17 protein-coding genes are annotated in these 20926 nt (G+C 64.4%); 2 read left to right on the forward strand and 15 right to left on the reverse strand.

Annotated elements, in window-relative coordinates:
* Positions 1 to 92 precede the first annotated feature (92 nt).
* The gene (gene katG, locus ABIC03_RS33240) at positions 93 to 2261 is read left to right on the forward strand and encodes a catalase/peroxidase HPI (protein ID WP_275168781.1); all 2169 of its coding nucleotides are present in this window, start codon (positions 93 to 95) and stop codon (positions 2259 to 2261) included.
* A 74-nt stretch (positions 2262 to 2335) separates the two neighbouring features.
* On the opposite strand, the gene ABIC03_RS33245 is transcribed toward katG, so the two are convergent.
* The 9 genes from ABIC03_RS33245 to rimP all read right to left on the reverse strand — a co-directional run bounded on the left by ABIC03_RS33245 (position 2336) and on the right by rimP (position 13669).
* A complete protein-coding gene (locus ABIC03_RS33245; RefSeq protein ID WP_275168778.1) occupies positions 2336 to 3070 on the reverse strand; it encodes a superoxide dismutase in 735 nt (244 codons plus the stop codon).
* A gap of 216 nt (positions 3071 to 3286) precedes the next feature.
* A complete protein-coding gene (pnp, locus tag ABIC03_RS33250; RefSeq protein ID WP_007603907.1) occupies positions 3287 to 5440 on the reverse strand; it encodes a polyribonucleotide nucleotidyltransferase in 2154 nt (717 codons plus the stop codon).
* Positions 5441 to 5817: 377 nt separating this feature from the next.
* On the reverse strand, positions 5818 to 6087 hold the full coding sequence (gene rpsO / locus ABIC03_RS33255; RefSeq protein WP_007598346.1) for a 30S ribosomal protein S15: 270 nt from the start codon (positions 6085 to 6087) through the stop codon (positions 5818 to 5820).
* Positions 6088 to 6090: 3 nt separating this feature from the next.
* Positions 6091 to 7209, reverse strand: coding sequence for a tRNA pseudouridine(55) synthase TruB (gene truB, locus ABIC03_RS33260; RefSeq protein ID WP_354064392.1), 1119 nt, complete (start codon positions 7207 to 7209; stop codon positions 6091 to 6093).
* Positions 7206 to 7637, reverse strand: a complete 432-nt coding sequence (rbfA, locus tag ABIC03_RS33265; protein ID WP_275169145.1) for a 30S ribosome-binding factor RbfA — start codon at positions 7635 to 7637, stop codon at positions 7206 to 7208. Before rbfA ends, truB begins: the two co-directional genes overlap by 4 nt.
* A gap of 156 nt (positions 7638 to 7793) precedes the next feature.
* A complete protein-coding gene (infB, locus tag ABIC03_RS33270) occupies positions 7794 to 10499 on the reverse strand; it encodes a translation initiation factor IF-2 (protein WP_354064394.1) in 2706 nt (901 codons plus the stop codon).
* Positions 10500 to 10570: 71 nt separating this feature from the next.
* The gene (locus ABIC03_RS33275) at positions 10571 to 11254 is read right to left on the reverse strand and encodes an RNA-binding protein (RefSeq protein ID WP_354064396.1); all 684 of its coding nucleotides are present in this window, start codon (positions 11252 to 11254) and stop codon (positions 10571 to 10573) included.
* A 22-nt stretch (positions 11255 to 11276) separates the two neighbouring features.
* On the reverse strand, positions 11277 to 12887 hold the full coding sequence (gene nusA, locus ABIC03_RS33280) for a transcription termination factor NusA (protein ID WP_354064398.1): 1611 nt from the start codon (positions 12885 to 12887) through the stop codon (positions 11277 to 11279).
* 2 nt (positions 12888 to 12889) lie between these two features.
* A complete protein-coding gene (gene rimP, locus ABIC03_RS33285; protein WP_354064591.1) occupies positions 12890 to 13669 on the reverse strand; it encodes a ribosome maturation factor RimP in 780 nt (259 codons plus the stop codon).
* Positions 13670 to 14032: 363 nt separating this feature from the next.
* Between rimP and ABIC03_RS33290 the strand changes: the two genes are divergently transcribed.
* A complete protein-coding gene (locus ABIC03_RS33290) occupies positions 14033 to 15115 on the forward strand; it encodes a DUF2336 domain-containing protein (RefSeq protein WP_354064400.1) in 1083 nt (360 codons plus the stop codon).
* Here ABIC03_RS33290 and trmB read toward each other — a convergent pair.
* The 6 genes from trmB to ybeY form a co-directional block, all read right to left on the reverse strand.
* Entirely contained in the window at positions 15112 to 15822 is a 711-nt protein-coding gene (gene trmB / locus ABIC03_RS33295; RefSeq protein WP_354064402.1) for a tRNA (guanosine(46)-N7)-methyltransferase TrmB, read from the reverse strand. The genes ABIC03_RS33290 and trmB overlap by 4 nt on opposite strands.
* A complete protein-coding gene (locus ABIC03_RS33300; protein ID WP_354064404.1) occupies positions 15819 to 16976 on the reverse strand; it encodes a M20 family metallopeptidase in 1158 nt (385 codons plus the stop codon). The genes trmB and ABIC03_RS33300 overlap by 4 nt, the downstream gene beginning before the upstream one ends.
* 85 nt (positions 16977 to 17061) lie before the next feature.
* A complete protein-coding gene (locus tag ABIC03_RS33305) occupies positions 17062 to 17475 on the reverse strand; it encodes a helix-turn-helix domain-containing protein (protein ID WP_007598327.1) in 414 nt (137 codons plus the stop codon).
* Positions 17476 to 17685: 210 nt separating this feature from the next.
* Positions 17686 to 19299: an apolipoprotein N-acyltransferase gene (gene lnt, locus ABIC03_RS33310; protein ID WP_354064407.1), complete on the reverse strand. Its 1614-nt coding sequence runs from the start codon at positions 19297 to 19299 to the stop codon at positions 17686 to 17688.
* Entirely contained in the window at positions 19296 to 20414 is a 1119-nt protein-coding gene (locus ABIC03_RS33315; RefSeq protein ID WP_354064409.1) for a hemolysin family protein, read from the reverse strand. Before ABIC03_RS33315 ends, lnt begins: the two co-directional genes overlap by 4 nt.
* A 1-nt stretch (position 20415) precedes the next feature.
* Complete coding sequence (gene ybeY / locus ABIC03_RS33320; protein WP_354064411.1) at positions 20416 to 20925, reverse strand: rRNA maturation RNase YbeY; 510 nt, start codon at positions 20923 to 20925, stop codon at positions 20416 to 20418.
* Between the last annotated feature and the right edge of the window lies 1 nt (position 20926).

The raw sequence follows: 20926 nt of genomic DNA on the forward strand, positions 1-20926 counted from the left end.
CATTAAAGTCAACTTCCCCTGATCGAACGCGAAGCTTAGAGTGCTTCTACCTGGTCAAAGGCGCGAGTTCGACGCCACCAGAGGAGGTATTCATGGACGACTCTTCAAAGTGCCCGTTTTCGGGTGGAAAACGTGTGCCGGCGAACCGCGATTGGTGGCCGACCCAGCTCAGCATCGAGATGCTGCATAAGAATTCGGCCAAGTCCGACCCGATGGACAAGGACTTCGACTACGCCAAGGAATTCAAGTCGCTCGACCTGAACGCGGTCATCAAGGACCTGACCGCTTTGATGACCGAATCGCAGGAATGGTGGCCCGCCGACTTCGGTCACTACGGCGGCCTCATGATCCGCATGGCCTGGCACAGCGCGGGCACCTATCGCACCACCGACGGCCGCGGTGGCGCCGGTGCCGGGCAGCAGCGTTTCGCGCCGCTGAACAGCTGGCCCGATAACGCCAATCTCGACAAGGCACGCCGTCTGCTCTGGCCGATCAAGCAGAAATACGGCCGCAAGATCTCCTGGGCCGATCTGATGGTGCTGGCCGGCAACGTCGCGCTGGAGTCGATGGGCTTCAAGACCTTTGGCTTTGCCGGCGGCCGCGTCGACGTCTGGGAGCCGGAAGAGCTGTATTGGGGTCCGGAAGGCACGTGGCTGGGCGATGAGCGCTACAGCGGCGAACGCCAGCTCGCCGAGCCGCTCGGCGCGGTGCAGATGGGCCTGATCTACGTCAATCCGGAAGGCCCGAACGGCAAGCCGGATCCGGTCGCCGCGGCCAAGGACATCCGCGAGACCTTCTCCCGCATGGCGATGAACGATGAAGAGACCGTCGCGCTGATCGCCGGCGGCCACAGCTTCGGCAAGACCCATGGTGCCGGCGATCCGTCGCTGGTCGGACCGGAGCCGGAAGCAGGCGCGCTCGAGGATCAGGGCCTCGGCTGGAAGAGCAAGCACGCGTCGGGCCACTCGGGCGATTCCATCACCAGCGGTCTCGAGGTGACCTGGACGACGACACCGACCAAGTGGAGCAACAACTTTTTCGAGAACCTGTTCAATTTCGAATGGGAGCTGACGAAGAGCCCGGCCGGTGCGCAACAGTGGACGGCCAAGAACGCCGACGCCATCATTCCCGACGCCTTCGACAAGTCGAAGAAGCACCGGCCCACGATGCTGACGACCGACCTCTCGCTGCGTATGGATCCGGCCTATGAGAAGATCTCGCGCCGCTTCCTGGAGAATCCGGACCAGTTCGCGGATGCCTTTGCCCGCGCCTGGTTCAAGCTCACCCATCGCGACATGGGCCCGATCCAGCGCTATCTCGGCCCGCTGGTGCCGAAGGAAACGCTGATCTGGCAGGACCCGATCCCGGCCGTTAATCACGAGCTGGCCAGCGAGCAGGATATCGCCTCGCTGAAGACCAAGATCCTGGCCTCCGGTCTGTCGGTATCGGAGCTGGTCTCGACTGCCTGGGCGTCGGCCTCGACGTTCCGCGGCTCGGACAAGCGTGGCGGCGCCAACGGCGCGCGCATCCGCCTCGCCCCGCAGAAGGATTGGGAGGTGAACGAGCCGGCTCAGCTCTCGAAGGTCCTGGGCAAGCTCGAAGCGATCCAGAAGGACTTCAACGCGTCATCCGGTGCGAAGAAGGTCTCGCTGGCGGACCTCATCGTGCTCGGCGGCACCGCCGCGGTCGAGAAGGCCGCGAAGGATGCCGGCGTCGACGTCAAGGTCGGCTTCACGCCGGGCCGCATGGATGCCTCGCAGGAGCAGACCGACGCCGCTTCGTTTGCTCCGCTGGAGCCGCGGGCCGATGGCTTCCGCAACTTCATCGGCAAGCGGCAGCAGTTCATGATGCCCGAGGAGGCTCTGGTCGATCGTGCGCAGCTGCTCCGGCTTACCGGCCCGGAGATGACGGCGCTCGTCGGCGGTCTGCGCGTGCTCGGTGCCAATGCGAATGGTTCGAAGAACGGCGTCCTCACCTCGAAGGTGGGAACGCTGAGCAACGACTTCTTCGTCAACCTGCTCGACATGAGCACGCAGTGGACGCCGGCCGGCACCGACGGCACTTATGAGGCCCGCGACCGCAAGACCAATGCGGTCAAGTGGACCGGGACGCGCGTCGACCTGATCTTCGGCGCGCACTCGCAGCTTCGCGCCTACGCCGAGGTCTATGCCACGTCGGATTCCAAGGAGCAGTTCGTCAAGGACTTCGCCAAGGCCTGGACCAAGGTGATGAACCTCGACCGGTACGACATCGCGGCTTGATCGCTGAGTTCAGCAAGCGGTAATGAAAAGGGCGGCTGAGAAGCCGCCCTTTTTTTGCTCGAAATTTGCGGCGTCTACACCCCGAGCGTGCCGCCCTTCGCCGCAGCGTAACGCTCGCTGATCTTGCTCCAGCTCACCGTGTTCCACCAGGCCTTGAGGTAGTCGGCACGGCGGTTCTGATAATTCAGATAATAGGCGTGCTCCCAGACGTCGTTGCCGAGCAAAGCGCGCTTGCCGTCAATGATGGGATTGTCCTGGTTCGGCCGCGTCTCGATCGCCAGCTTGCCATCCTTGTCGACGATGACGAACACCCATCCCGAGCCGAACACCCGTCCGCCGGCAGCGTTGAAGTCAGTCTGGAATTTTTCCATGCCGCCGAGATCGCGATCGATCGCGGCCAGCACTTCGCCCTCCGGCTTGCCTCCGTTCGGTCCCATGATCTGCCAGAACATCGTGTGGTTGGCATGGCCGCCCATGTTGTTGCGCACGCCGGTGCGGATCGCTTCGGGCACCGCGGCAAGATTGCCGAGAACGTCGCCGATCGGTTTGTCGGCAATCCCTGGGTTGTCCTTGGCGAAATTGTTGAGGTTGGTGATGAAGGCCTGGTGATGTCGGTCGTGATGGATCTCCATGGTCTTCGCGTCGATATGCGGTTCGAGTGCCGCGGTCGGATAGGTCAACGGAGGCAGCATGAAGGGACCTGCTGCGGCGGCCGGTGACGCGGCTTGAGCGAACACACGCGGGGCGGCGGCGACCGCCGCAATGCCGGTGGCGGCCAGCATGAGATGGCGCCTGGAGATCGATGACATTTGAACTTCCTTCGCTTCATGGGTGAAGACGCCGATGAGATGCGGCGCGGGCAGTGCGCTCAGTTACGGGTCAAGCCGCATTGCCGGTTTCAGCCAAAGGCATTTTGATGCTGCGGCGGAATCGCACATCGCCGAGGCGCGCAAACACTCTAAAGGCGCACAAACAAAAAGGGCGGCCGCGAGGCCGCCCTTCGTGTTTCTGGCAGGCAGCGAGATTTACTCGCCGGCCGCTTCGCGCGCGGGCTGCTGGCTCTCGCCCTTGCCCTCGAGGTCCTCGCCGGTCTCCTGATCGACCACCTTCATCGACAGGCGGGTCTTGCCGCGGTCGTCGAAGCCGAGCAGCTTGACCTTGACCTTGTCGCCTTCCTTGACGACGTCGGAGGTCTTCTGCACACGCGCCGAGGCGAGCTGGCTGATGTGGACGAGACCGTCCTTGGAGCCGAAGAAGTTCACGAAAGCGCCGAACTCCATCACCTTGACGACGGTGCCGTCATAGATCTGGCCGACTTCCGGATCGGAGGCGATCGACTTGATCCACTTGATCGCGGCCTTCATGGCCTCGCCATCGCTGGAGGCGACCTTCACGGTGCCGTCGTCCTCGATGTTGACCTTGGCGCCGGTCTTCTCGACGATCTCACGGATCACCTTGCCGCCGGTGCCGATCACTTCGCGGATCTTGTCGGTGGCGATCTTGAACGTCTCGATGCGCGGCGCATATTCGCCGAGCTCGGCGCGGGCATTGGTGAGCGCCTTCGACATCTCGCCGAGGATGTAGATACGCCCATCCTTGGCCTGGCCGAGCGCGACCTTCATGATCTCCTCGGTGATGCCCTCGATCTTGATATCCATCTGGAGCGAGGTGATGCCCTGCTCGGTACCGGCGACCTTGAAGTCCATGTCGCCGAGATGGTCCTCGTCACCGAGAATGTCCGAGAGAACCGCGAAGCGCTTGTCTTCGAGGATCAGGCCCATCGCGATGCCCGCGGTCGGCCGCTTCAACGGCACGCCGGCGTCCATCAGCGCGAGCGAGGCGCCGCAGACCGAAGCCATCGACGAGGAGCCGTTGGATTCGGTGATCTCCGACACCACGCGCGTGGTGTAGGGGAATTCGTGGTGCGGCGGCAGCACCGGGTGGATCGCGCGCCAGGCGAGCTTGCCGTGGCCGATCTCGCGGCGCTTGGTGCCACCGAGGCGGCCGGTCTCACCGACCGAGTAGGGAGGGAAATTGTAGTGCAGCAGGAACGTCTCTTTGTACGTTCCCGACAGCGCGTCGATGTACTGCTCGTCCTCACCGGTGCCGAGCGTGGTCACGACCAGCGCCTGGGTCTCGCCGCGGGTGAACAGCGCCGAGCCGTGGGCGCGGGGCAGCACGCCGACTTCGGCGACGATGTTGCGCACGGTCTTGGAATCGCGACCGTCGATACGCTTGCCGGTGTCGAGAATGTTCCAGCGAACGATCTTGGCTTCGAGCTCCTTGAACACGCCGCCGATGCGCAGCTTGTCGTATTTCGGCTCCTGCCCTTCGGGGAAGTAGTGGGCGATCACCTTTTCCTTGACCTTGCCGACCGCGGCGTAGCGATCCTGCTTGACCGGAATGGCGTAAGCGGCGCGCAGCTCCTGCTCGACCATGCCGAGCATTTCCTTTTCGAGCGCCGAATTGTCGATCGTGGTGACCTCGCGCGGCTCCTTCGCGGCCTTTTCAGCCAGCTCGATGATCGCGTTGATCACCGGCTGGAAGTGGCGGTGACCGAACATCACGGCGCCGAGCATGATCTCTTCGTTCAGCTCCTTGGCTTCCGATTCCACCATCAGCACGGCGTCCGCGGTGCCGGCTACGACGAGGTCGAGCTGGGTGTCGACCATCTCGTCGAGCGTCGGGTTGAGGATGAACTCGTCATTGGCGAAGCCGACGCGCGCGGCGCCGATCGGGCCCTTGAAGGGGGCGCCCGACAGGGTCAGCGCAGCCGACGATGCCACCAGCGCGACGATATCGGGATCGTTCTCCATGTCGTGCGAGAGCACGGTGACGATCACCTGGGTCTCGTTGCGCCAGCCGTCGACGAACAGCGGACGGATCGGACGGTCGATCAGGCGGGAGACCAGCGTTTCCTTCTCGGTCGGACGACCCTCGCGCTTGAAATAGCCGCCGGGAATGCGGCCGGCTGCGTAGGTCTTCTCCTGGTAGTCGACGGTCAGCGGCAGGAAGTCGACGCCCTCGCGGGGCGACTTCGCGGCAACGACGGTGGCGAGCACCACGGTCTCGCCGTAGGTCGCGACGACGGCGCCGTCGGCCTGGCGGGCGATCTTGCCGGTTTCGAGCTTGAGAGGGCGTCCACCCCAGTCGATCTCGACTGAATGCTTATTGAACATAGAGGTCTTCTTTCATGGGTTCTCGAAAGAAGGACGGGTCGAAAAACAAAAACCATGCGCAAGATTGCGGGACGTTGATCGAAGCGGGCGATCAGCGTCCTGCGATCCTGCCATGGTTTTTGGATTTCGGATGGCGTCCATCCCTTCGGGTCATACGGGCGCCTTGCCCGTTGTGCCCAGCCGCCGGATTGCTGCTGGACTGTCAGTCGGCACGAACGCGAACACCGAAGCGCGGTGTTCGCCCATCATGCCCCGGATGCTCGCCGTCAATTGCTCGCATCCGATGCGCACGCAGCCTCGACGAAAAACCTTTAAACAAACGCTTTCGTTCGAAATCACGCGCGAAAACGCGCGCCGGTTGGCGCGCGCAAGAACTCTTAACGACGAATGTTGTGCTTCTCGAGCAGCGCCTTGTAGCGCGCCTCGTCCTTCTTCTTCACATAGTCGAGGAGCGAGCGGCGGGTCGAGACCAGCTTCAAGAGGCCGCGACGCGAATGGTTGTCCTTCACGTGGGTCTTGAAATGGTTGGTGAGGTTGGCGATGCGTTCCGACAGGATCGCGACCTGAACCTCTGGCGAGCCGGTATCGCCGGCCTTGTTGGCATTCGTCTTGATGACTTCCGCTTTGCGTTCTGCGGCAATCGACATCGGTCAATTTCTCTCGTTGCGATCGGCGCTGGCAGTCAGGCCGGTCAGGTTGAACACACGCTTGGGGATGATTTCGCCATTGCCGACTTCGGCAAGCGCGAGAAGCCGGCCTGCCACCGTGACATAGACTGTGCCGCTACAAGTGGGCGCATCCCGTCCGCGCAACAAAACGGCTTGGCCCCGATGGAGCCTTGCCGCATCAGCCCGAGTGACGGCCAGTGCCGGGATGTCGTCCAGCGCGGTCTCAACGGGCATAAGCGCGTCGGCGAGGCTACCCTCGCCGGACGCGGCTCTATCGCACAAAGCCTCCAACTGATCCAGCGGAATCATGTCGTTCTCGCCAAATGGGCCGACCAGGGTCCGCCGTAGCGCGCAGATATGGCCGTAAGTGCCGAGAATCCGGCCCATATCGCGGGCCAGCGCGCGGACATAGGTGCCCTTGCCGCACTCGGCCTCGAACACGGCATGGCCGCTATCCGGTTGATCTACAAGGCTTAAACGGTGAATCTCGACCGGACGGGGGGCAAGCTCCACGATCTCGCCGTCGCGGGCGAGGTCGTAGGCGCGCTCGCCCTGGACCTTGATCGCGGAGTAGCGCGGCGGGATCTGCTGGATCACCCCGGTGAAACGGGGCAGCAGGGCCTCGATGGCCTCCCGGGTCGGGCGATGGTCCGAGGTTGCGGTCGCCCGGCCCTCGATGTCGTCGGTGTCGCGCTCCTCGCCCCAGCATACCGTGAACCGGTAGCGCTTGCGGCCGTCCATGACGAAGGGGACGGTCTTGGTGGCCTCGCCAAGCGCGATCGGCAGGCCGCCGGAAGCCAGCGGATCGAGCGTGCCGGCATGGCCGGCGCGCTTGGCGTTGAACAGGCGCTTCAGCACGGCAACGGCCTGCGTCGAGGTCATGCCGATCGGCTTGTCGAGCACGACCCAGCCGTGGACGTCGCGGCGGTCGCGGCGCGGCTGATTGCCCTTCTGCTTGTTGGCGCGCGGATCGTTATTGACGCGGCGCGGCTCCTGATGCGGCTGAGAATTGCCGCTCATGTCCGCAAAATTATTTTTCTGCACGTCGAGCTGATCGGTCTCTTCGCCGCCGATCGTGCCGTGAGCCGGGTCCATCGTCATCGTTCTTCTTCCCGATCCGAATCCGGATCCTGTTCCAGGTCCTTCTGCACCGCGGGTGTTCGCAAAAGCTTCTCGATCCGTTCCGCTTCGTCGAATCGTTCGTCGACGCGGAAGCGAAGGTCAGGTGCAAATTTCAGGTTAACGCGCCGCGCGACCTCGCCGCGCAGGAATTTCTTGTTGCGCTCAAGCGCAACGAGGACGATCTCGGTGTCGCGGCCACCAAGCGGCATCACATAGACTGTTGCGAGCTTCAGGTCGGGCGACATCCGCACCTCCGGCACGGTGATGATGTGGCCTTCAAGGTCAGCATCATGCACGCTGCCTTGCGCCAGAATCTCGGCTATCGCATGGCGAACCTGCTCGCCGACCCGCAACTGACGTTGCGAGCCGCCGGACGCGGAACTCTTTTTCTGATGATGGCGGGGCATGGTCTGAAAATCACCTCGTCGTGCCCGCTTTTGGGACACGGGCATTGTCATTTGTCTTGCTGAAACGAAGAGGGGTGGATGGCCGGAAAAAATCCGGCCATCCCACTCCCGCAATTCAGTTCAAAAAAGATCCAGGCGCTTCGGTAAGATTTGGACTTACAGGGAGCGCTGGATCGTCTCCACGCGGTAACACTCGATGACGTCACCGGCGCGCATGTCGTGATAGTTCTCGAAGGCCATGCCGCATTCCTGACCGGACTGGACTTCCTTCACTTCGTCCTTGAAGCGCTTCAGCGTCGACAGCTTGCCTTCGTGCACGACGACGTTGTCGCGGATCAGGCGCACGTTGGCGCCGCGTTCCACGGTGCCGTCGGTGACGCGGCAGCCCGCGACCTTGCCGACCTTGGAGATGTTGAAGATCTCCAGGATCGCGGCATTGCCGAGCATGGTTTCCCGCAGGGTCGGCGCGAGCAGGCCGCTCATGGCCTTCTTCACGTCGTCCACGAGGTCGTAGATGATGTTGTAGTAACGGATCTCGATGCCGTTGCGCTTGGCGGCCGCAGCGGCCTCCTTGTTCGCACGAACCGAGAAGCCGATGATGGCGGCGTTGAAGCCTTCCGCGAGCGTCACGTCCGATTCCGAGATGCCGCCGACACCCGCATGCAGGATACGCGCGGCGACTTCGTCGGTGCCGAGCTTCTCCAGCGATCCGAGGATCGCTTCCAGCGAGCCCTGCACGTCGGCCTTGATGATCAGCGGGAATTCCTTGCGGCCCGCCGTCTTCAGTTGCGACATCATCTGCTCGAGCGAGCCGCGCATGCCGGAGATCGAGGCAGCCGCGTTCTCGCGCTTCTGGTGCGCGCGGTAGCTGGTGACCTGGCGGGCGCGGGCTTCGTTCTCGACCACGGCGAGACGATCGCCGGCTTCCGGCGGACCGTTGAAGCCGAGCACCTCGACCGGCACTGACGGACCCGCCTCCTGCACCGTTTCGCCCTGATCCGAGATCAGCGCGCGGACGCGGCCCATTTCGGCGCCGGCGACGATGATGTCACCGACACGGAGCGTGCCGCGCTGGACCAGAACGGTCGCGACCGGACCGCGGCCGCGATCGAGCTTGGCTTCGATCACGGTGCCTTCGGCCGGGCGATCCGAATTGGTCTTGAGGTCGAGGATGTCGGCCTGGAGCGCGATCATCTCGAGCAGCTTGTCGAGATTGGTCTTGTTCTTGGCCGAGACTTCGACGTCGACGGCTTCGCCGCCGAAGGATTCCACCTGCACCTCGTGCTGGAGCAGCTCGGTGCGCACGCGCTCGGGCTTGGCGTCGGGCTTGTCGATCTTGTTGATGGCAACAATGATCGGCACCCGCGCCGCCTTGGCGTGGTTGATGGCTTCGATCGTCTGCGGCATCACGCCGTCGTCGGCTGCAACCACCAGCACGACGATGTCGGTCACCTTGGCGCCGCGGGCGCGCATCGCGGTGAACGCGGCGTGGCCGGGCGTGTCGATGAAGGTGATCTTCTTGCCGCTTTCGGGCGACAGCACCTGATAGGCGCCGATATGCTGGGTGATGCCGCCGGCTTCGCCGGAGACCACGTTGGCATGGCGGAGCGCGTCGAGCAGCGAAGTCTTGCCGTGGTCGACGTGGCCCATCACGGTCACCACCGGCGAGCGCGGCTCGGTGTCGGTGGAATCGTCGATGGCGTCGAACAGGCCTTCTTCAACGTCGGACGCGGCAACGCGCTTGACGGTGTGACCAAGCTCTTCCGCGATCAGCTGCGCAGTGTCGGCATCGATCACGTCGGTGATCTTGTGGATCGCGCCCTGCTTCATCAGCATGCGGATGATTTCCACCGCGCGCTCCGACATGCGGTTGGCGAGCTCCTGGATGGTGATCGCTTCCGGAATGACCACCTCGCGGATGAGCTTTTCCTTCGGCTCGTTCGCGGCATGGCCCTTCAGGCGCTGGGTGCGGCGGCGGAACGAGGCGATCGAGCGCTCGCGGACGTCGTCGGCATTGAAGGCGGTGACGACCGTCAGGCGGCCGCGCTCCTTCTGCGGGCCGGGCTTGTGGGTGGGCTTGGGAGCGACCACAGGCCGCGCAGCGCCGCCGGGGCCGCGACGGATCTGGCGCGGACCCTCGTCCTCGTCCGGTCCGGCTGCGACAGCGGGGGCGCGGCCTACCGGGCCTCCCGGCCGCTGCGTGGTCGTTCCGGGCCGTGCGGTCGTCGTTCCCGGGCGTGCCGTGGTGGTTGTGCCGGGACGCGCCATCGGCGCTCCGGGCCGCGCTGCAGGAGCGGCCGAGGTCGCCGTTGCAGGGCGCGCCGCAGATTGCGGTTGCTCGCCTTCGCCAAAACGCTTCTTGGCCTCGGTTTCGGCCTTCCGCTTGGCTTCCTCTTCGTGGCGGTGACGCTCCTCCTCGGCCTTGCGGCGGGCTTCGGCGGCCTCGCGATCGGCACGCTCGGCGCTTTCGCGGACGGCGCGGCGCTGGGCCTCTTCCTCGGCATGGCGGCGCTCTTCGACTTCGCGCACCTTGGCATCGGCCAGCGCGCTGGCGCGGGCGGAACGTTCGTCCTCGGTCAGTGTACGCAGCACCACACCGGAGCCGGCGTTGCGCGGCGGCGCGGGGCGGGCCGGAGCAGGCTTGGGCGCGGCGGCGGCCGGCGCGGGCTTCGCCACCTCGGCCACCTGCGGTTCGGGGCTGCCGTCGACACGGCGCTTGCCACGCTTCTCGACCACGACCTGCTTGCTACGGCCATGACTGAAGCTCTGGCGCACGGTGCCCGTTTCGACGCGCGGCTTGAGCGATAGCGTCTTGCTCGGAACGCTCAGCTTCTTGTCGCCAGGGGTCTTGGTATCAACCATTAAGCAGTCCTAATCCTGATCTTGTTGTCGTTGTGCGTTGCCGCACCGTGCTATCGGGTGGTCGTTGTCTCTCAGAAATCCTGGCCGGGCTTTTCGGCAGTCCTGTCAGCGTCCGCCATCCGGTATCGGACCAGCATCTGGCTACGTGACAGGAATGACTTGCTCGCCGGGCCCGCGAGCAGGGCAGCATGTATCACATTTGACCGGGTAAGTGCCAAATCCAATTCTGTCGATTTTAGTGCGGTGACGACGGGAATCTGCGGCTTGGCGCCGCGATTTCCCTCATTTTGACGCGCCAGCATGTCCAATTTGCGGATTCCGTCCGCGGCCCCATCGCTGGCATGGATCAGGACCTCGACCGTACCTTCCCGAAGCGCGCTTTCGACCTTGCCGAAACCGGCGACGATCTGGCGCGCCTTGGCAGCAATCCCAAGGGCTTCGACCACGCTCCGGACCAGGAGCGCCTCGAGGTCGGCGGGAAGCGTCTGAGGGATGCGCAGCTCGCGCTTGAAGGCTTTCGTAAAATGGTGACGCCGAACGGCTTCCGCAACCACCTCGCGCGAGGCGGTGACCCACATGCCGCGTCCGGGCAGCTTGCGCTTGAGATCGGGAACTATGTGCCCTTGGGGCGAGACGACGAAGCGGATCAGCTCGTCGATCGGCCGGACCTCGCGGCTGACCGCACACATCCGCATGGTCGCGGACCTTTCGGTCCGCGGTCCATGGTCGAGTTCGGGGTCAGTATCGGCGAGCATCCGGGTGACATCCTCCTTCGCCCTAAGCCGGCTGATCTTCGGTCGTCTCGGCCTCTTCGGCGGGCTTGGCGAGATCGGCCTCGGTGATCCAGCCGGCCTTGACGCGGGCCTGCATGATCATCGCTTCAGCATCGTCACGGGAGATATCGAGGCCATCGAGCGCGCCCGGATATTTGGTCTGCTCGCCGCCTTCCTTGCGCTCGGTCCAGCCGACCAGATCGTCCGTGGCGCAGCCGGCGAGGTCGTCGACCGTCTTGATGTCGTTCTCGCCGAACTTCACCAGCATCTTCGAGGTGACGCCGGGCACGTCCTTTACGGCGTCCTCGACACCGAGCTCCTTGCGCCTGGCCTCAAGCTCGGCTTCGAGCTGTTCGAGATATTCACGGGCGCGGTTCTGGAGTTCCTGCGCGGTCTCCTCGTCGAAACCTTCGATGCCGGCGAGTTCCTTGACGTCCACCATCGCGAGTTCCTCGACCGAGGTGAAGCCTTCGGATGCCAGCAATTGGCCGACCACTTCGTCGACATTGAGCGATTCCATGAAGACCCGGGTGGAGTTCTCGAAATCGGCCTGGCGGCGCTCCGATTCCTCCTGCTCGGTCAGGATGTCGATGTCCCAGCCGGTGAGCTGCGAGGCCAGACGCACATTCTGGCCGCGGCGGCCGATCGCCAGCGAGAGCTGGTTGTTGGTGTCGGGCACGACGACCTCGATGCGCTCGCGGTCTTCGTCGATGACGACCTTGGAGACCTCGGCCGGCGCCAGCGCGTTGACCACGAAGGTCGCGATGTCGGGCGACCACGGGATGATGTCGATCTTCTCGCCCTGCAATTCGTTCACCACCGCCTGCACGCGCGAACCGCGCATACCGACGCAGGCGCCGACCGGATCGACCGAGGAATCGCGGGAAATCACGCCGATTTTTGCGCGCGAGCCGGGATCGCGGGCGACCGCCTTGATCTCGACGATGCCGTCATAGATCTCGGGCACTTCCTGCGCGAACAGCTTTGCCATGAATTGCGGATGGGTGCGGGAGAGGAAGATCTGCGGGCCGCGGGTCTCGCGGCGGACGTCGAAGATGTAGGCCCGGACGCGGTCGCCGTTGCGGAACACTTCGCGCGGCAGCATCTCGTCGCGGCGGATGATGGCCTCGCCGCGGCCGAGATCGACGATCACGCTGCCGTATTCGACGCGCTTGACGACGCCGTTGACGATGTCGCCGATGCGGTCCTTGAATTCCATATATTGCCGGTCGCGCTCGGCTTCGCGCACCTTTTGGACGATCACCTGCTTGGCCGACTGCGCGGCGATGCGGCCATATTCCAGCGGCGGCAGGGTGTCGGCGATGGTGTCGCCGACCTGGGCACCGGGATTGGCGCGCTGCGCATCCACCAGCGAGATCTGGTTGGAATGGTTTTCGACCGTCTCCACCACCAGCATGTGGCGCGACAACCGAAGCTCGCCCTTCTTCGGGTCGATCTCGGCATGAACGTCGGTCTCGCTGCCGTAACGGGCCCGCGCCGCCTTGGCGATGGCATCCTCCATCGCCGCGATGACGATGCCGCGGTCGATCGATTTCTCGCGCGCAACGGCGTCGGCGATCTGAAGCAATTCAAGTCGATTGGCGCTGACTGCCATGGCTAGTCTCCTTCGTCAGGATCGATCTCGCCTCGTCGCGCGCGTTCGGCGGCCAGGCGATGTTTCTTGGTATTGGTCGGAGCCGGCTTCTTCGTAGTTGCCGGCGCCGGCTTCTTGGCCGGCTTGGTGTTCTTGGTCGTTTTTTCGCTGATGCTGGCGTGCGGTGCAGCCGGCGGCTCCAGGCCGAGATTGCGGCGCATCTCGCGTGCCTGGGCCTTGCCGCGGCGCATGGATTCCGCGATCAGCTCGTCAGTCAGCACCAGCCGAGCCTCGGCGATGTCTTCCATCGTCAGGAGAACGTCGGCAGTCTCGCCCGCCTTGACGTCGTCGCGATGCAGATGCACCCGGTCGCCTTCGACGGGGCCGATCGTGCCGCGGAACCGCTTCCGCCCCTCATGGGCGACCGCCATCTCGATCTTCACCAGATGCCCGGCATAACGCTCGAAATCAGAGCGGCGCACCAGCGGGCGGTCGATCCCCGGCGAGGAAATTTCCAGCCGATAGGCGCGATCGACGGGGTCGGCGACGTCGAGCACGGGCGACAGTGCCCGCGAGATCGCCTCGCAATCCTCGATCTGCATGGAGCCGTCCGGCCGCTCGGCCATAACCTGCACGGTGCAGCCAGATTCCCCGGAAATGCGGATCCGCACCAGGCGGTAGCCCATGCCTTCGAGCACCGGCCCCGCGACCGCGGACACCCGTGCCGCCACGCCCGGCTCGACCACGAGCCTCGGCTCGGCCAGCAATTCGGCGTCCGTGGAACCAGGGTTCGGTTCGGTCATGTCAGAGGTCAAGGCGCTCGATATGGTTAAGGCTTGGTTTAGGATTTCAAAGCCCGCTTCGGAACTCTCCCGACAGATCGCCGGGCCGCACATCTTCCACCGAGCCGCGTTCAGGTAATAAAAAAGAGCGGGTCCTTTCGGGCCCACTCTCACTACGCGGATCGTATGAGAAGATGAATTGGCGCTGATATAGCCCTTTCCGTCTTCCCGGACAAGGCCCATCCAGGGCAGGCCGGGCTTTTTGCGCCCGGCCTGCGGCCCCGCGCAACGCTTCCTTCACCTCCGAGGCCTAAATTCCCTGATTGTGGGGCGGCTTGGACCAAGGGCGCACCCGCGGCGTGCCCCGTACGAGTTTGCGTTTTCATGACCGTTGCCACGTCGCTCATCCCCGGACTGGACGATATCGTCAAACGCGGCGACCCGCGGCGTCGCGGCGAGATCGCGCACGCCATCTCCCAATTGTTCTTTCAGGACGCCGAGAACCTCCGTCCCGATGTCGTTGATCTCTTCGATAATCTGCTGATCGATCTCGTCCCGCATGCCGAGCTCGCCTCGCGCGTCGATCTCGCCGAACGCTTCTCGCGCTTGAACAACGCGCCGCGGCATCTCGTCAGTCAGCTCGCGCGCGAAAACGAAATCGCGGTGGCGGGCCCCGTGCTGCGCCATTCGCCCGTGCTCGATGACGCCGCTCTCGTCGAGATCGCGCGACTGAAGGGCCAAGGCCATCTGCTGGCGATGAGCGAGCGTCCCACGCTGTCGGCCATTATCACCGACGTGCTGGTCGAGCGCGGCGATCGTGACGTAGTGCGCCGCGCCGCAGGCAATTCCGGCGCGGTGTTCTCACCTGGCAGCTATTCCGAGCTGATCAAGCGTGCTGCGCAGGACGGCGTGCTGACGCTCAGGATCGGCCAGCGCAACGATCTTTCGGGCGAAAACCTGAAACAGCTTCTCGACGGCACGCTCGACGTCATCCGCCGCCGGCTCTCGAGCGTGGTCAATCCCGCGCGCCAGGTCGAGATCAAGCGCGCCATGACGGCCATCGAGGAAGCCACGCTGCCGCCGGGCCCGCGCCGCGATTTCTCGGGGGCGCAGCGCACCGTGCTGGCCCTGCATCGCGAGGGTCATCTTGGCGAGAGCGCGCTGCTTGGCTTCGCGAAGGCCCACAAATACGAGGAGGCGATCGCTTCGCTCTCGGCGATGTCCGGCGTCCGCCTCTCGGTCCTCGACCGCCTGATCACGGGTGACCGCTACGATCCAATCCTGGTCCTGGGACGCGTGCTGAATCTCGGCTGGCCCACGGTGCGCGCGATGATCCTGATGTGGTACGGCCCGAATCGCACGCCAGCCGATGCCGATCTTGAGCAGGCGCGCGCCAACTTCACGCGGCTGATGCCGACGACCGCCGAGCGAGTCGTGAATTTCTGGCGCAATCGGCAGACGATCTAGACCCGCCTGAATCGCAGATACGCCGCCTTGCGTCCCTCGCGCGCGGCTTTCCTGCCGTAACGCGTCATGGTGTAGCCAGCCCAGGGCTGCCGGAAATCATCAGCGCGCTCCGTAAGCCAGACGAAATCCGTCGAGCGCGACAGATGCGATAACGTCCAGGCGCAGTAATCGTCGATGTCGCAGACGAAACGAAATTCGCCGCCGGCTTTCAATACGCGCGCCATCGCGGCGATGGTCCGGTCCTGGACGAAGCGCCGCTTCCAGTGCCGCCGTTTCGGCCAGGGATCGGGATGGATCAGGTCGATCCGCGACAGCGAAGCCTTCGGCAGCCAGGCCAGGAGCTCGGCAGCATCGCCTGCGAACAGGCGGATGTTGCCGATGTCGGCGGCCTCGATCTGCGCGAGGATCTTCGCCATGCCGTTGACGTAGGGCTCGCAGCCGATGAAGCCGGTTGTTGCGAAGTTTTGCGCTTCCGCCGCAAGATGCTCGCCGCCGCCGAAGCCGATCTCGAGCCGCAAATCGTCGGCTGCGGGGACGAAGATCTCGCGGGCATCCGCCGGTGCCTCGCGGTCGATGGGCAGCGCAAGACGCGGCAGCAGCTGATCGATCAGCTCGGCCTGGTGCTGCCTGAGCTTGTGGCCCTTGCGGCGTCCGAAGAAGGCGCGCTCGCTGTCCTCGCGATCGGGATCTGATTTGCGCTCACTCATCGTAGCGTCTGGTACAGGCGATGAAGCAGCCGCGCGCGCGGTTCGAGCGACGAGACATAGAGCTGCTCATAATGAGTGTGCGCGCCCTTACCGTCGACGCCGAGCCCGTCGAGCGTCGCGGTGTGGGCGGCGGTGAAATTACCGTCCGAGCCGCCGCCGGTGTGAACGTCGACCAGCTCGAAGCCGATCTCCGTGGCAACCGTCTTCGCATGTTCGTACAGCGAGGCGCCGGCATTGCTCTTCTCGTAAGGCGGACGATTGAGCCCGCCCGTGACCTTGACGGTGACGCCATCCGTCTTCGATGTCAGGGCGAGGATCTTGCCGACGAATTCATCCGCGTCCTTCAGGCTCAGCACGCGCAGATCGATTTCGGCATAGGCTTCTTCCGGCGTCACGTTGGGCCGCGTGCCGCCGCGCACCACGCCGACATTGACGGTGACGCCGCGCGCCAGATCGTTCATCGCTTCCAGCGTCAGGATGACGTTGGCGAGCTCGCGGATCGCGCTGCGGCCATCCTGGGGCCGCGTGCCGGCATGCGCGGGCACGCCCTTGATGAACACTTCGAATCGCCCGACGCCCTTGCGGCCGGTGACGATCTTGCCGCCGTCGCGGGCCGGCTCCGTCACCAGCACGTACTTCGCTTTGCGCCCTTCGGTCTCGATGAGTGCGCGAGAGGTGGGGCTGCCGATCTCCTCGTCGGAGGTGAACAGATGGGTGATGCCGAGCGGCGAGCGATCGGCCGTGGCACAAAGCGCGCGAAAGGCGTGATGGGCGATGTAGGCGCCGCCCTTCATGTCGTAGATGCCGGGACCGAATGCGCTGTCGCCTTCGACCTTGAACGGCAGGCGCTCGATGAATCCCATGGGGTGAACGGTATCGAGGTGGCTCAGCACCAGGATGCCGGGCCGGTCCTGACCCCAGGTCGAGCGCGCCACGAGATGATCGCCGCAGCCATCGACGCAGGCGATGCGCTCGAGCGTAACAGGGAGGTCGCGGTATTGCTCCGCGACCATCGAGACCAGCTTGTTGACCTGTTCAGGCGCGTCCGTTGGCGTCTCGACCTCCACCCAGCGGCGGATGCCATCGAGAATAGTTTTAGTATCGAACCAATTGGAGCCAGTCATGAGCGCATCTGTGCCTTTGAATCGCATCATCGAGGAAGACGCGCATCAAAGCGCGGCCACAAATGACGACATAGGCCAGATTTGACGCAGCCTCAAATCGGATTGAGATACCGCCTCAGCGCTTATCGGGGCCTTCGCGGGCCGCGATCTGCTCGACGAGATCGACGATCGAGCGGCGCATCTTGGAATCGGTGATTCGGGTGAACGCCTTGGTCAGGGCGAGTCCTTCGGAAGTCGCGAGGAAATCCGAGACGTAAGACGGCGATGCGCCTTCTGCGAAGCCGTCCGGCCCCGCCACGCCGCTCGGACCGCCCTCGAACAGGAACGACACCGGCACCTGGAGAATTTCGGCAATTTGCTGGATGCGGCTCGCGCCGACCCGGTTTGTGCCCTTTTCGTATTTCTGAACTTGTTGGAAGGTCAGGCCCAAAGCTTCACCCAGCTTTTCCTGGCTCATGCCCAACATGATGCGGCGCATCCGCACGCGACTGCCGACATATTTGTCAACAGGGTTGGGCGCTTTCGACATTTCCTCAGCCCTCCAAACATCACCTTCGGCGCAATCAGGAATGCCTCAGGTGTAAGCAACGTCAAAATCAGACCCTGTTATTGGGAAACATTGCGGAGAAATTTAGCAATACCCACTGTCTTTTGCAGCCGGTGCAGAATGAGGAGGCCGCGTGCAGTCTGTCAACCGTGGGACTACGGTTGTCAAAAGTTATCGGCCGCGGCTGCGCGATCAGAGGTGCCGTTTGGCAACACGTCGGCGGACCGCCACAAACACGGCGAGCGCGACGAGCATGGCCGCGGGTACGTCGCCCACGCGCGCATAGATGGTCGGCGGGATCGCGGCGGGCAGATCTGCATCCAAAATGCCTTCGATCCCGAGACCGAGACTGGCGACGATGCGTCCCACCGGATCGATTACCGCGGAAACGCCGGTATTGGCGGAGCGAACCAGCGGCAATCCGAGCTCGATCGCGCGCATCCGCGCCTGTTCGAGGTGCTGATAGGGGCCCGTCGAGATTCCGAACCAGCCGTCATTGGTGAGATTCACGATCCAGCCCGGACGTTCATTGCGTCCAGCCACCTCGCCGGGAAAAATTGCTTCGTAGCAGATCAGCGGCAGCGCGGACGGCGCACCGGGGACCGGCAGTGCATGCCGCACGGTGCCGGGAATGAAGCCGCCGCGCACACGCGTGAGTTGCTCGAAACCGAGCTTCTCCATCAAGCCCTGATACGGAAGAAATTCGCCGAACGGCACCAAATGCAGCTTGTCGTACATAGAGAGCACGCTGCCGTCGTGGTCGATCACATAAATCGAATTATAGGCGCGGGTGATCGGCGTGCCCCGCGGCAGGTCGGGCGCGCGGACCGAGCCCGTGATCAGCACGGTGCCCTTGGGCAGAAGCTCCGCAATTTGCGCCATCGCATCGGCTTCGCGAGTCAGGAAGAACGGAAAGGCGGATTCCGGCCAGATCAGGATGGTGGCATCGCGCACGCCGGTCGATTGCGGCCCGGAGGCGCGGTCCGACAAGGCCAGATACTTCTTCATCACCTCCGCCTTGGCGGCGTAGTTGAACTTCGCGTCCTGCTGGAGATCCGGCTGCATCAGGCGCAACTTGGTGCCCGCGACCATCGTGGTCGGATGCAGCGACAGGCGGATCGCGCCGAAGATGCTCATGACAAGCAGGAGCGCCACGGCTGCGGCCGGCGCGCGCCACGCCAGGCGGCGATCGGGCGTGCGGTCGATCAGCGCCGCCGGGCTCGCGAAGATCGCAACCGTCAGGAACGTCATGCCCCACAGGCCGATCAGCGACGCCGTTTGTGCCAGCGGCAGCGGCTCGGACAGCGCATAACCGAACGCGTTCCAGGGAAAGCCGGTCAGCGCATGACCGCGCAGCCATTCGGTGATGGTAAGGCTTGCCGCGAGCGCAAGCACGCGCGTCGCGTTCTTGGTCCAGAGCAGGCGGGCGAGCGCAAAGCCCATTGCCGTGAATATGGATAGATAGGCCGGCAGGCCCAGCACCGCGAACGGCGTCAGCCAGGCGAATACATCGGCGTCGACGAAGAAGGCGTAGCCGATCCAGTAGAGGCCGGGCACGAAATAGCCGAGCCCGAACCAGTAGCCGGTGAGCGCCGCGGCGGGGACGCCGCGATATCGTCCGGCGCCGGCGCCGTCGATCAGCCAGACCAGCATCGGGAAGGTGATGAACAGCACCGGGAAGACGTTGAACGGCGCCAGCGCCAGCACCGAGAGCGCACCGGCAGCTATCGCGACGAGCGCGCGCTTCCATCCCCAGGTCAGGATGATGGCAAGCGCGATCTGGCGGAATCGCTGGAAAGGACTCACTGCGGACCGGTCCCGTCGCTTGGCGGCGGGGTGGGCGTGTCGCTGGCCGTCGGCGGGCTGCCATCCGGCGCAGCCTCGCGGCGCCGGCTCTCGCGCTGGGTGCGCGGCGCGGGACGCTCCTTTCGCGTCGAGATCCGCAGTCGCTTGACCCGGCGCGGATCGGCATCGAGCACCTCGATCTCGTAATGGCCGGGGCCCGAGATCACCTCGCCACGCACCGGCAGGCGCCCGACGAAGCTGACGAGATAGCCGCCCAGCGTCTCCACTTCCTCGCCGGCCTCCCCGGTGACGAAATCCTCGCCGATCACGGTGCGGACGTCGTCCAGGCTGGCGCGAGCGTCGGCGATGAAGGCGTTGTCGGGCAGCCGCACGATCGAGGGCGGCTCGTCGCTGTCATGCTCGTCGTCGATCTCGCCGACGATCTGCTCGACGATGTCTTCGAGCGAGACCAAGCCGTCGCTGCCGCCATATTCGTCGACGACTAGCGCCAGATGGATGCGGGTGGCCTGCATCTGCGCGAGCAGGTCGATCGCCCGCATCGACGGCGGCACGTAGAGCAACTTGCGGATGATGCGCGCTTCTTCGAGCGGCAGCGCGAGATCGACCGTACGCAGATCGAGCCCGGCCGGCAGCGGCTTCTTGCGCTTGGTTTTCGTGACCCCCGACACGCGCGCACGCGCGGTCATGAAGGCGAGCAGATCGCGGATATGGACGATGCCGACGGGATCGTCGAGCGTCTCGTTGTAGACCACAAGGCGCGAATGGCCGGCGCTCTCGAAGCGGTCCATCAACTCGCCGAGCGGGATGTCGCGCTTCACCGCGATGATGTCGGCGCGATGCACCATGACATCGGCGATGCGACGCTCGTGCAGGCCGAGGATGTTGCGCAGCATGGTGCGCTCGACCGTCGAGAAGCCGGTGTCGTCCGGCGTCGTGGCGTCGAGCACGACCTGGAGGTCGTCGCGCACCGAACCCGCCTTCCAGCCGAACAGGCTGCGAATGGCACGCAGCAGCCAGCCTTCCGCGGTCGGGCGCATCACCTCGCCGGGCGTTACCACGACCGGCAAATTTGCCGTGGTGCGCGGATTGTCTTGAATCGGGTCCGAATCCGGCATCTCAATGCGTCCCTGGGCGGTCGGCATAGGGGTCGGGAATGCCGAGATGAGCCAGGATCTCTCGTTCGAGCGCTTCCATTTCCTCGGCGTCGTCTTGGTTTTCGTGGTCGTAGCCGACCAGATGCAGGAAACCGTGCACGGCGAGATGGCTCAAATGATGATCGAACGGCTTTTGTTCCTCGTCCGACTCACGCCGCATGGTCTCGTAGGCGATCGCAATGTCGCCGAGCATGCGCGGGGCATCGCCCGGTTTCCAGTCGCCTTCCGGCTGCAGCGCGGGAAACGACAGCACGTTGGTCGGCTTGTCGATGCCGCGCCAGTTGCTGTTCAGCGTGCGGATGCCGGCATCATCGGTCAGCATCACCGCCACTTCCGCCTCCGCAACGTCTTCGTCGACATTCTCGGCGGCGGCCGCCACGGCGCGCTGGATCACGGCTTCGGATTCGGGCTCCCGCTGCCAGCAATCGGCGACGACGAGGACCTCGGTGATGGGAAGGTTGGAGTGTGACATT

Source organism: Bradyrhizobium sp. RT6a, from assembly GCF_040547675.1.
Taxonomy (GTDB): domain Bacteria; phylum Pseudomonadota; class Alphaproteobacteria; order Rhizobiales; family Xanthobacteraceae; genus Bradyrhizobium.

What these genes read in the sequence shown, in the direction of transcription:
- katG (WP_275168781.1), top strand. Translation starts at nt 93, where the DNA reads ATGGACGACTCTTCAAAGTGCCCGTTTTCGGGTGGAAAACGTGTGCCG.
- ABIC03_RS33245 (WP_275168778.1), bottom strand. Translation starts at nt 3,070, where the DNA reads ATGTCATCGATCTCCAGGCGCCATCTCATGCTGGCCGCCACCGGCATT.
- pnp (WP_007603907.1), bottom strand. Translation starts at nt 5,440, where the DNA reads ATGTTCAATAAGCATTCAGTCGAGATCGACTGGGGTGGACGCCCTCTC.
- rpsO (WP_007598346.1), bottom strand. Translation starts at nt 6,087, where the DNA reads ATGTCGATTGCCGCAGAACGCAAAGCGGAAGTCATCAAGACGAATGCC.
- truB (WP_354064392.1), bottom strand. Translation starts at nt 7,209, where the DNA reads ATGACGATGGACCCGGCTCACGGCACGATCGGCGGCGAAGAGACCGAT.
- rbfA (WP_275169145.1), bottom strand. Translation starts at nt 7,637, where the DNA reads ATGCCCCGCCATCATCAGAAAAAGAGTTCCGCGTCCGGCGGCTCGCAA.
- infB (WP_354064394.1), bottom strand. Translation starts at nt 10,499, where the DNA reads ATGGTTGATACCAAGACCCCTGGCGACAAGAAGCTGAGCGTTCCGAGC.
- ABIC03_RS33275 (WP_354064396.1), bottom strand. Translation starts at nt 11,254, where the DNA reads ATGCTCGCCGATACTGACCCCGAACTCGACCATGGACCGCGGACCGAA.
- nusA (WP_354064398.1), bottom strand. Translation starts at nt 12,887, where the DNA reads ATGGCAGTCAGCGCCAATCGACTTGAATTGCTTCAGATCGCCGACGCC.
- rimP (WP_354064591.1), bottom strand. Translation starts at nt 13,669, where the DNA reads ATGACCGAACCGAACCCTGGTTCCACGGACGCCGAATTGCTGGCCGAG.
- ABIC03_RS33290 (WP_354064400.1), top strand. Translation starts at nt 14,033, where the DNA reads ATGACCGTTGCCACGTCGCTCATCCCCGGACTGGACGATATCGTCAAA.
- trmB (WP_354064402.1), bottom strand. Translation starts at nt 15,822, where the DNA reads ATGAGTGAGCGCAAATCAGATCCCGATCGCGAGGACAGCGAGCGCGCC.
- ABIC03_RS33300 (WP_354064404.1), bottom strand. Translation starts at nt 16,976, where the DNA reads ATGATGCGATTCAAAGGCACAGATGCGCTCATGACTGGCTCCAATTGG.
- ABIC03_RS33305 (WP_007598327.1), bottom strand. Translation starts at nt 17,475, where the DNA reads ATGTCGAAAGCGCCCAACCCTGTTGACAAATATGTCGGCAGTCGCGTG.
- ABIC03_RS33315 (WP_354064409.1), bottom strand. Translation starts at nt 20,414, where the DNA reads ATGCCGGATTCGGACCCGATTCAAGACAATCCGCGCACCACGGCAAAT.
- ybeY (WP_354064411.1), bottom strand. Translation starts at nt 20,925, where the DNA reads ATGTCACACTCCAACCTTCCCATCACCGAGGTCCTCGTCGTCGCCGAT.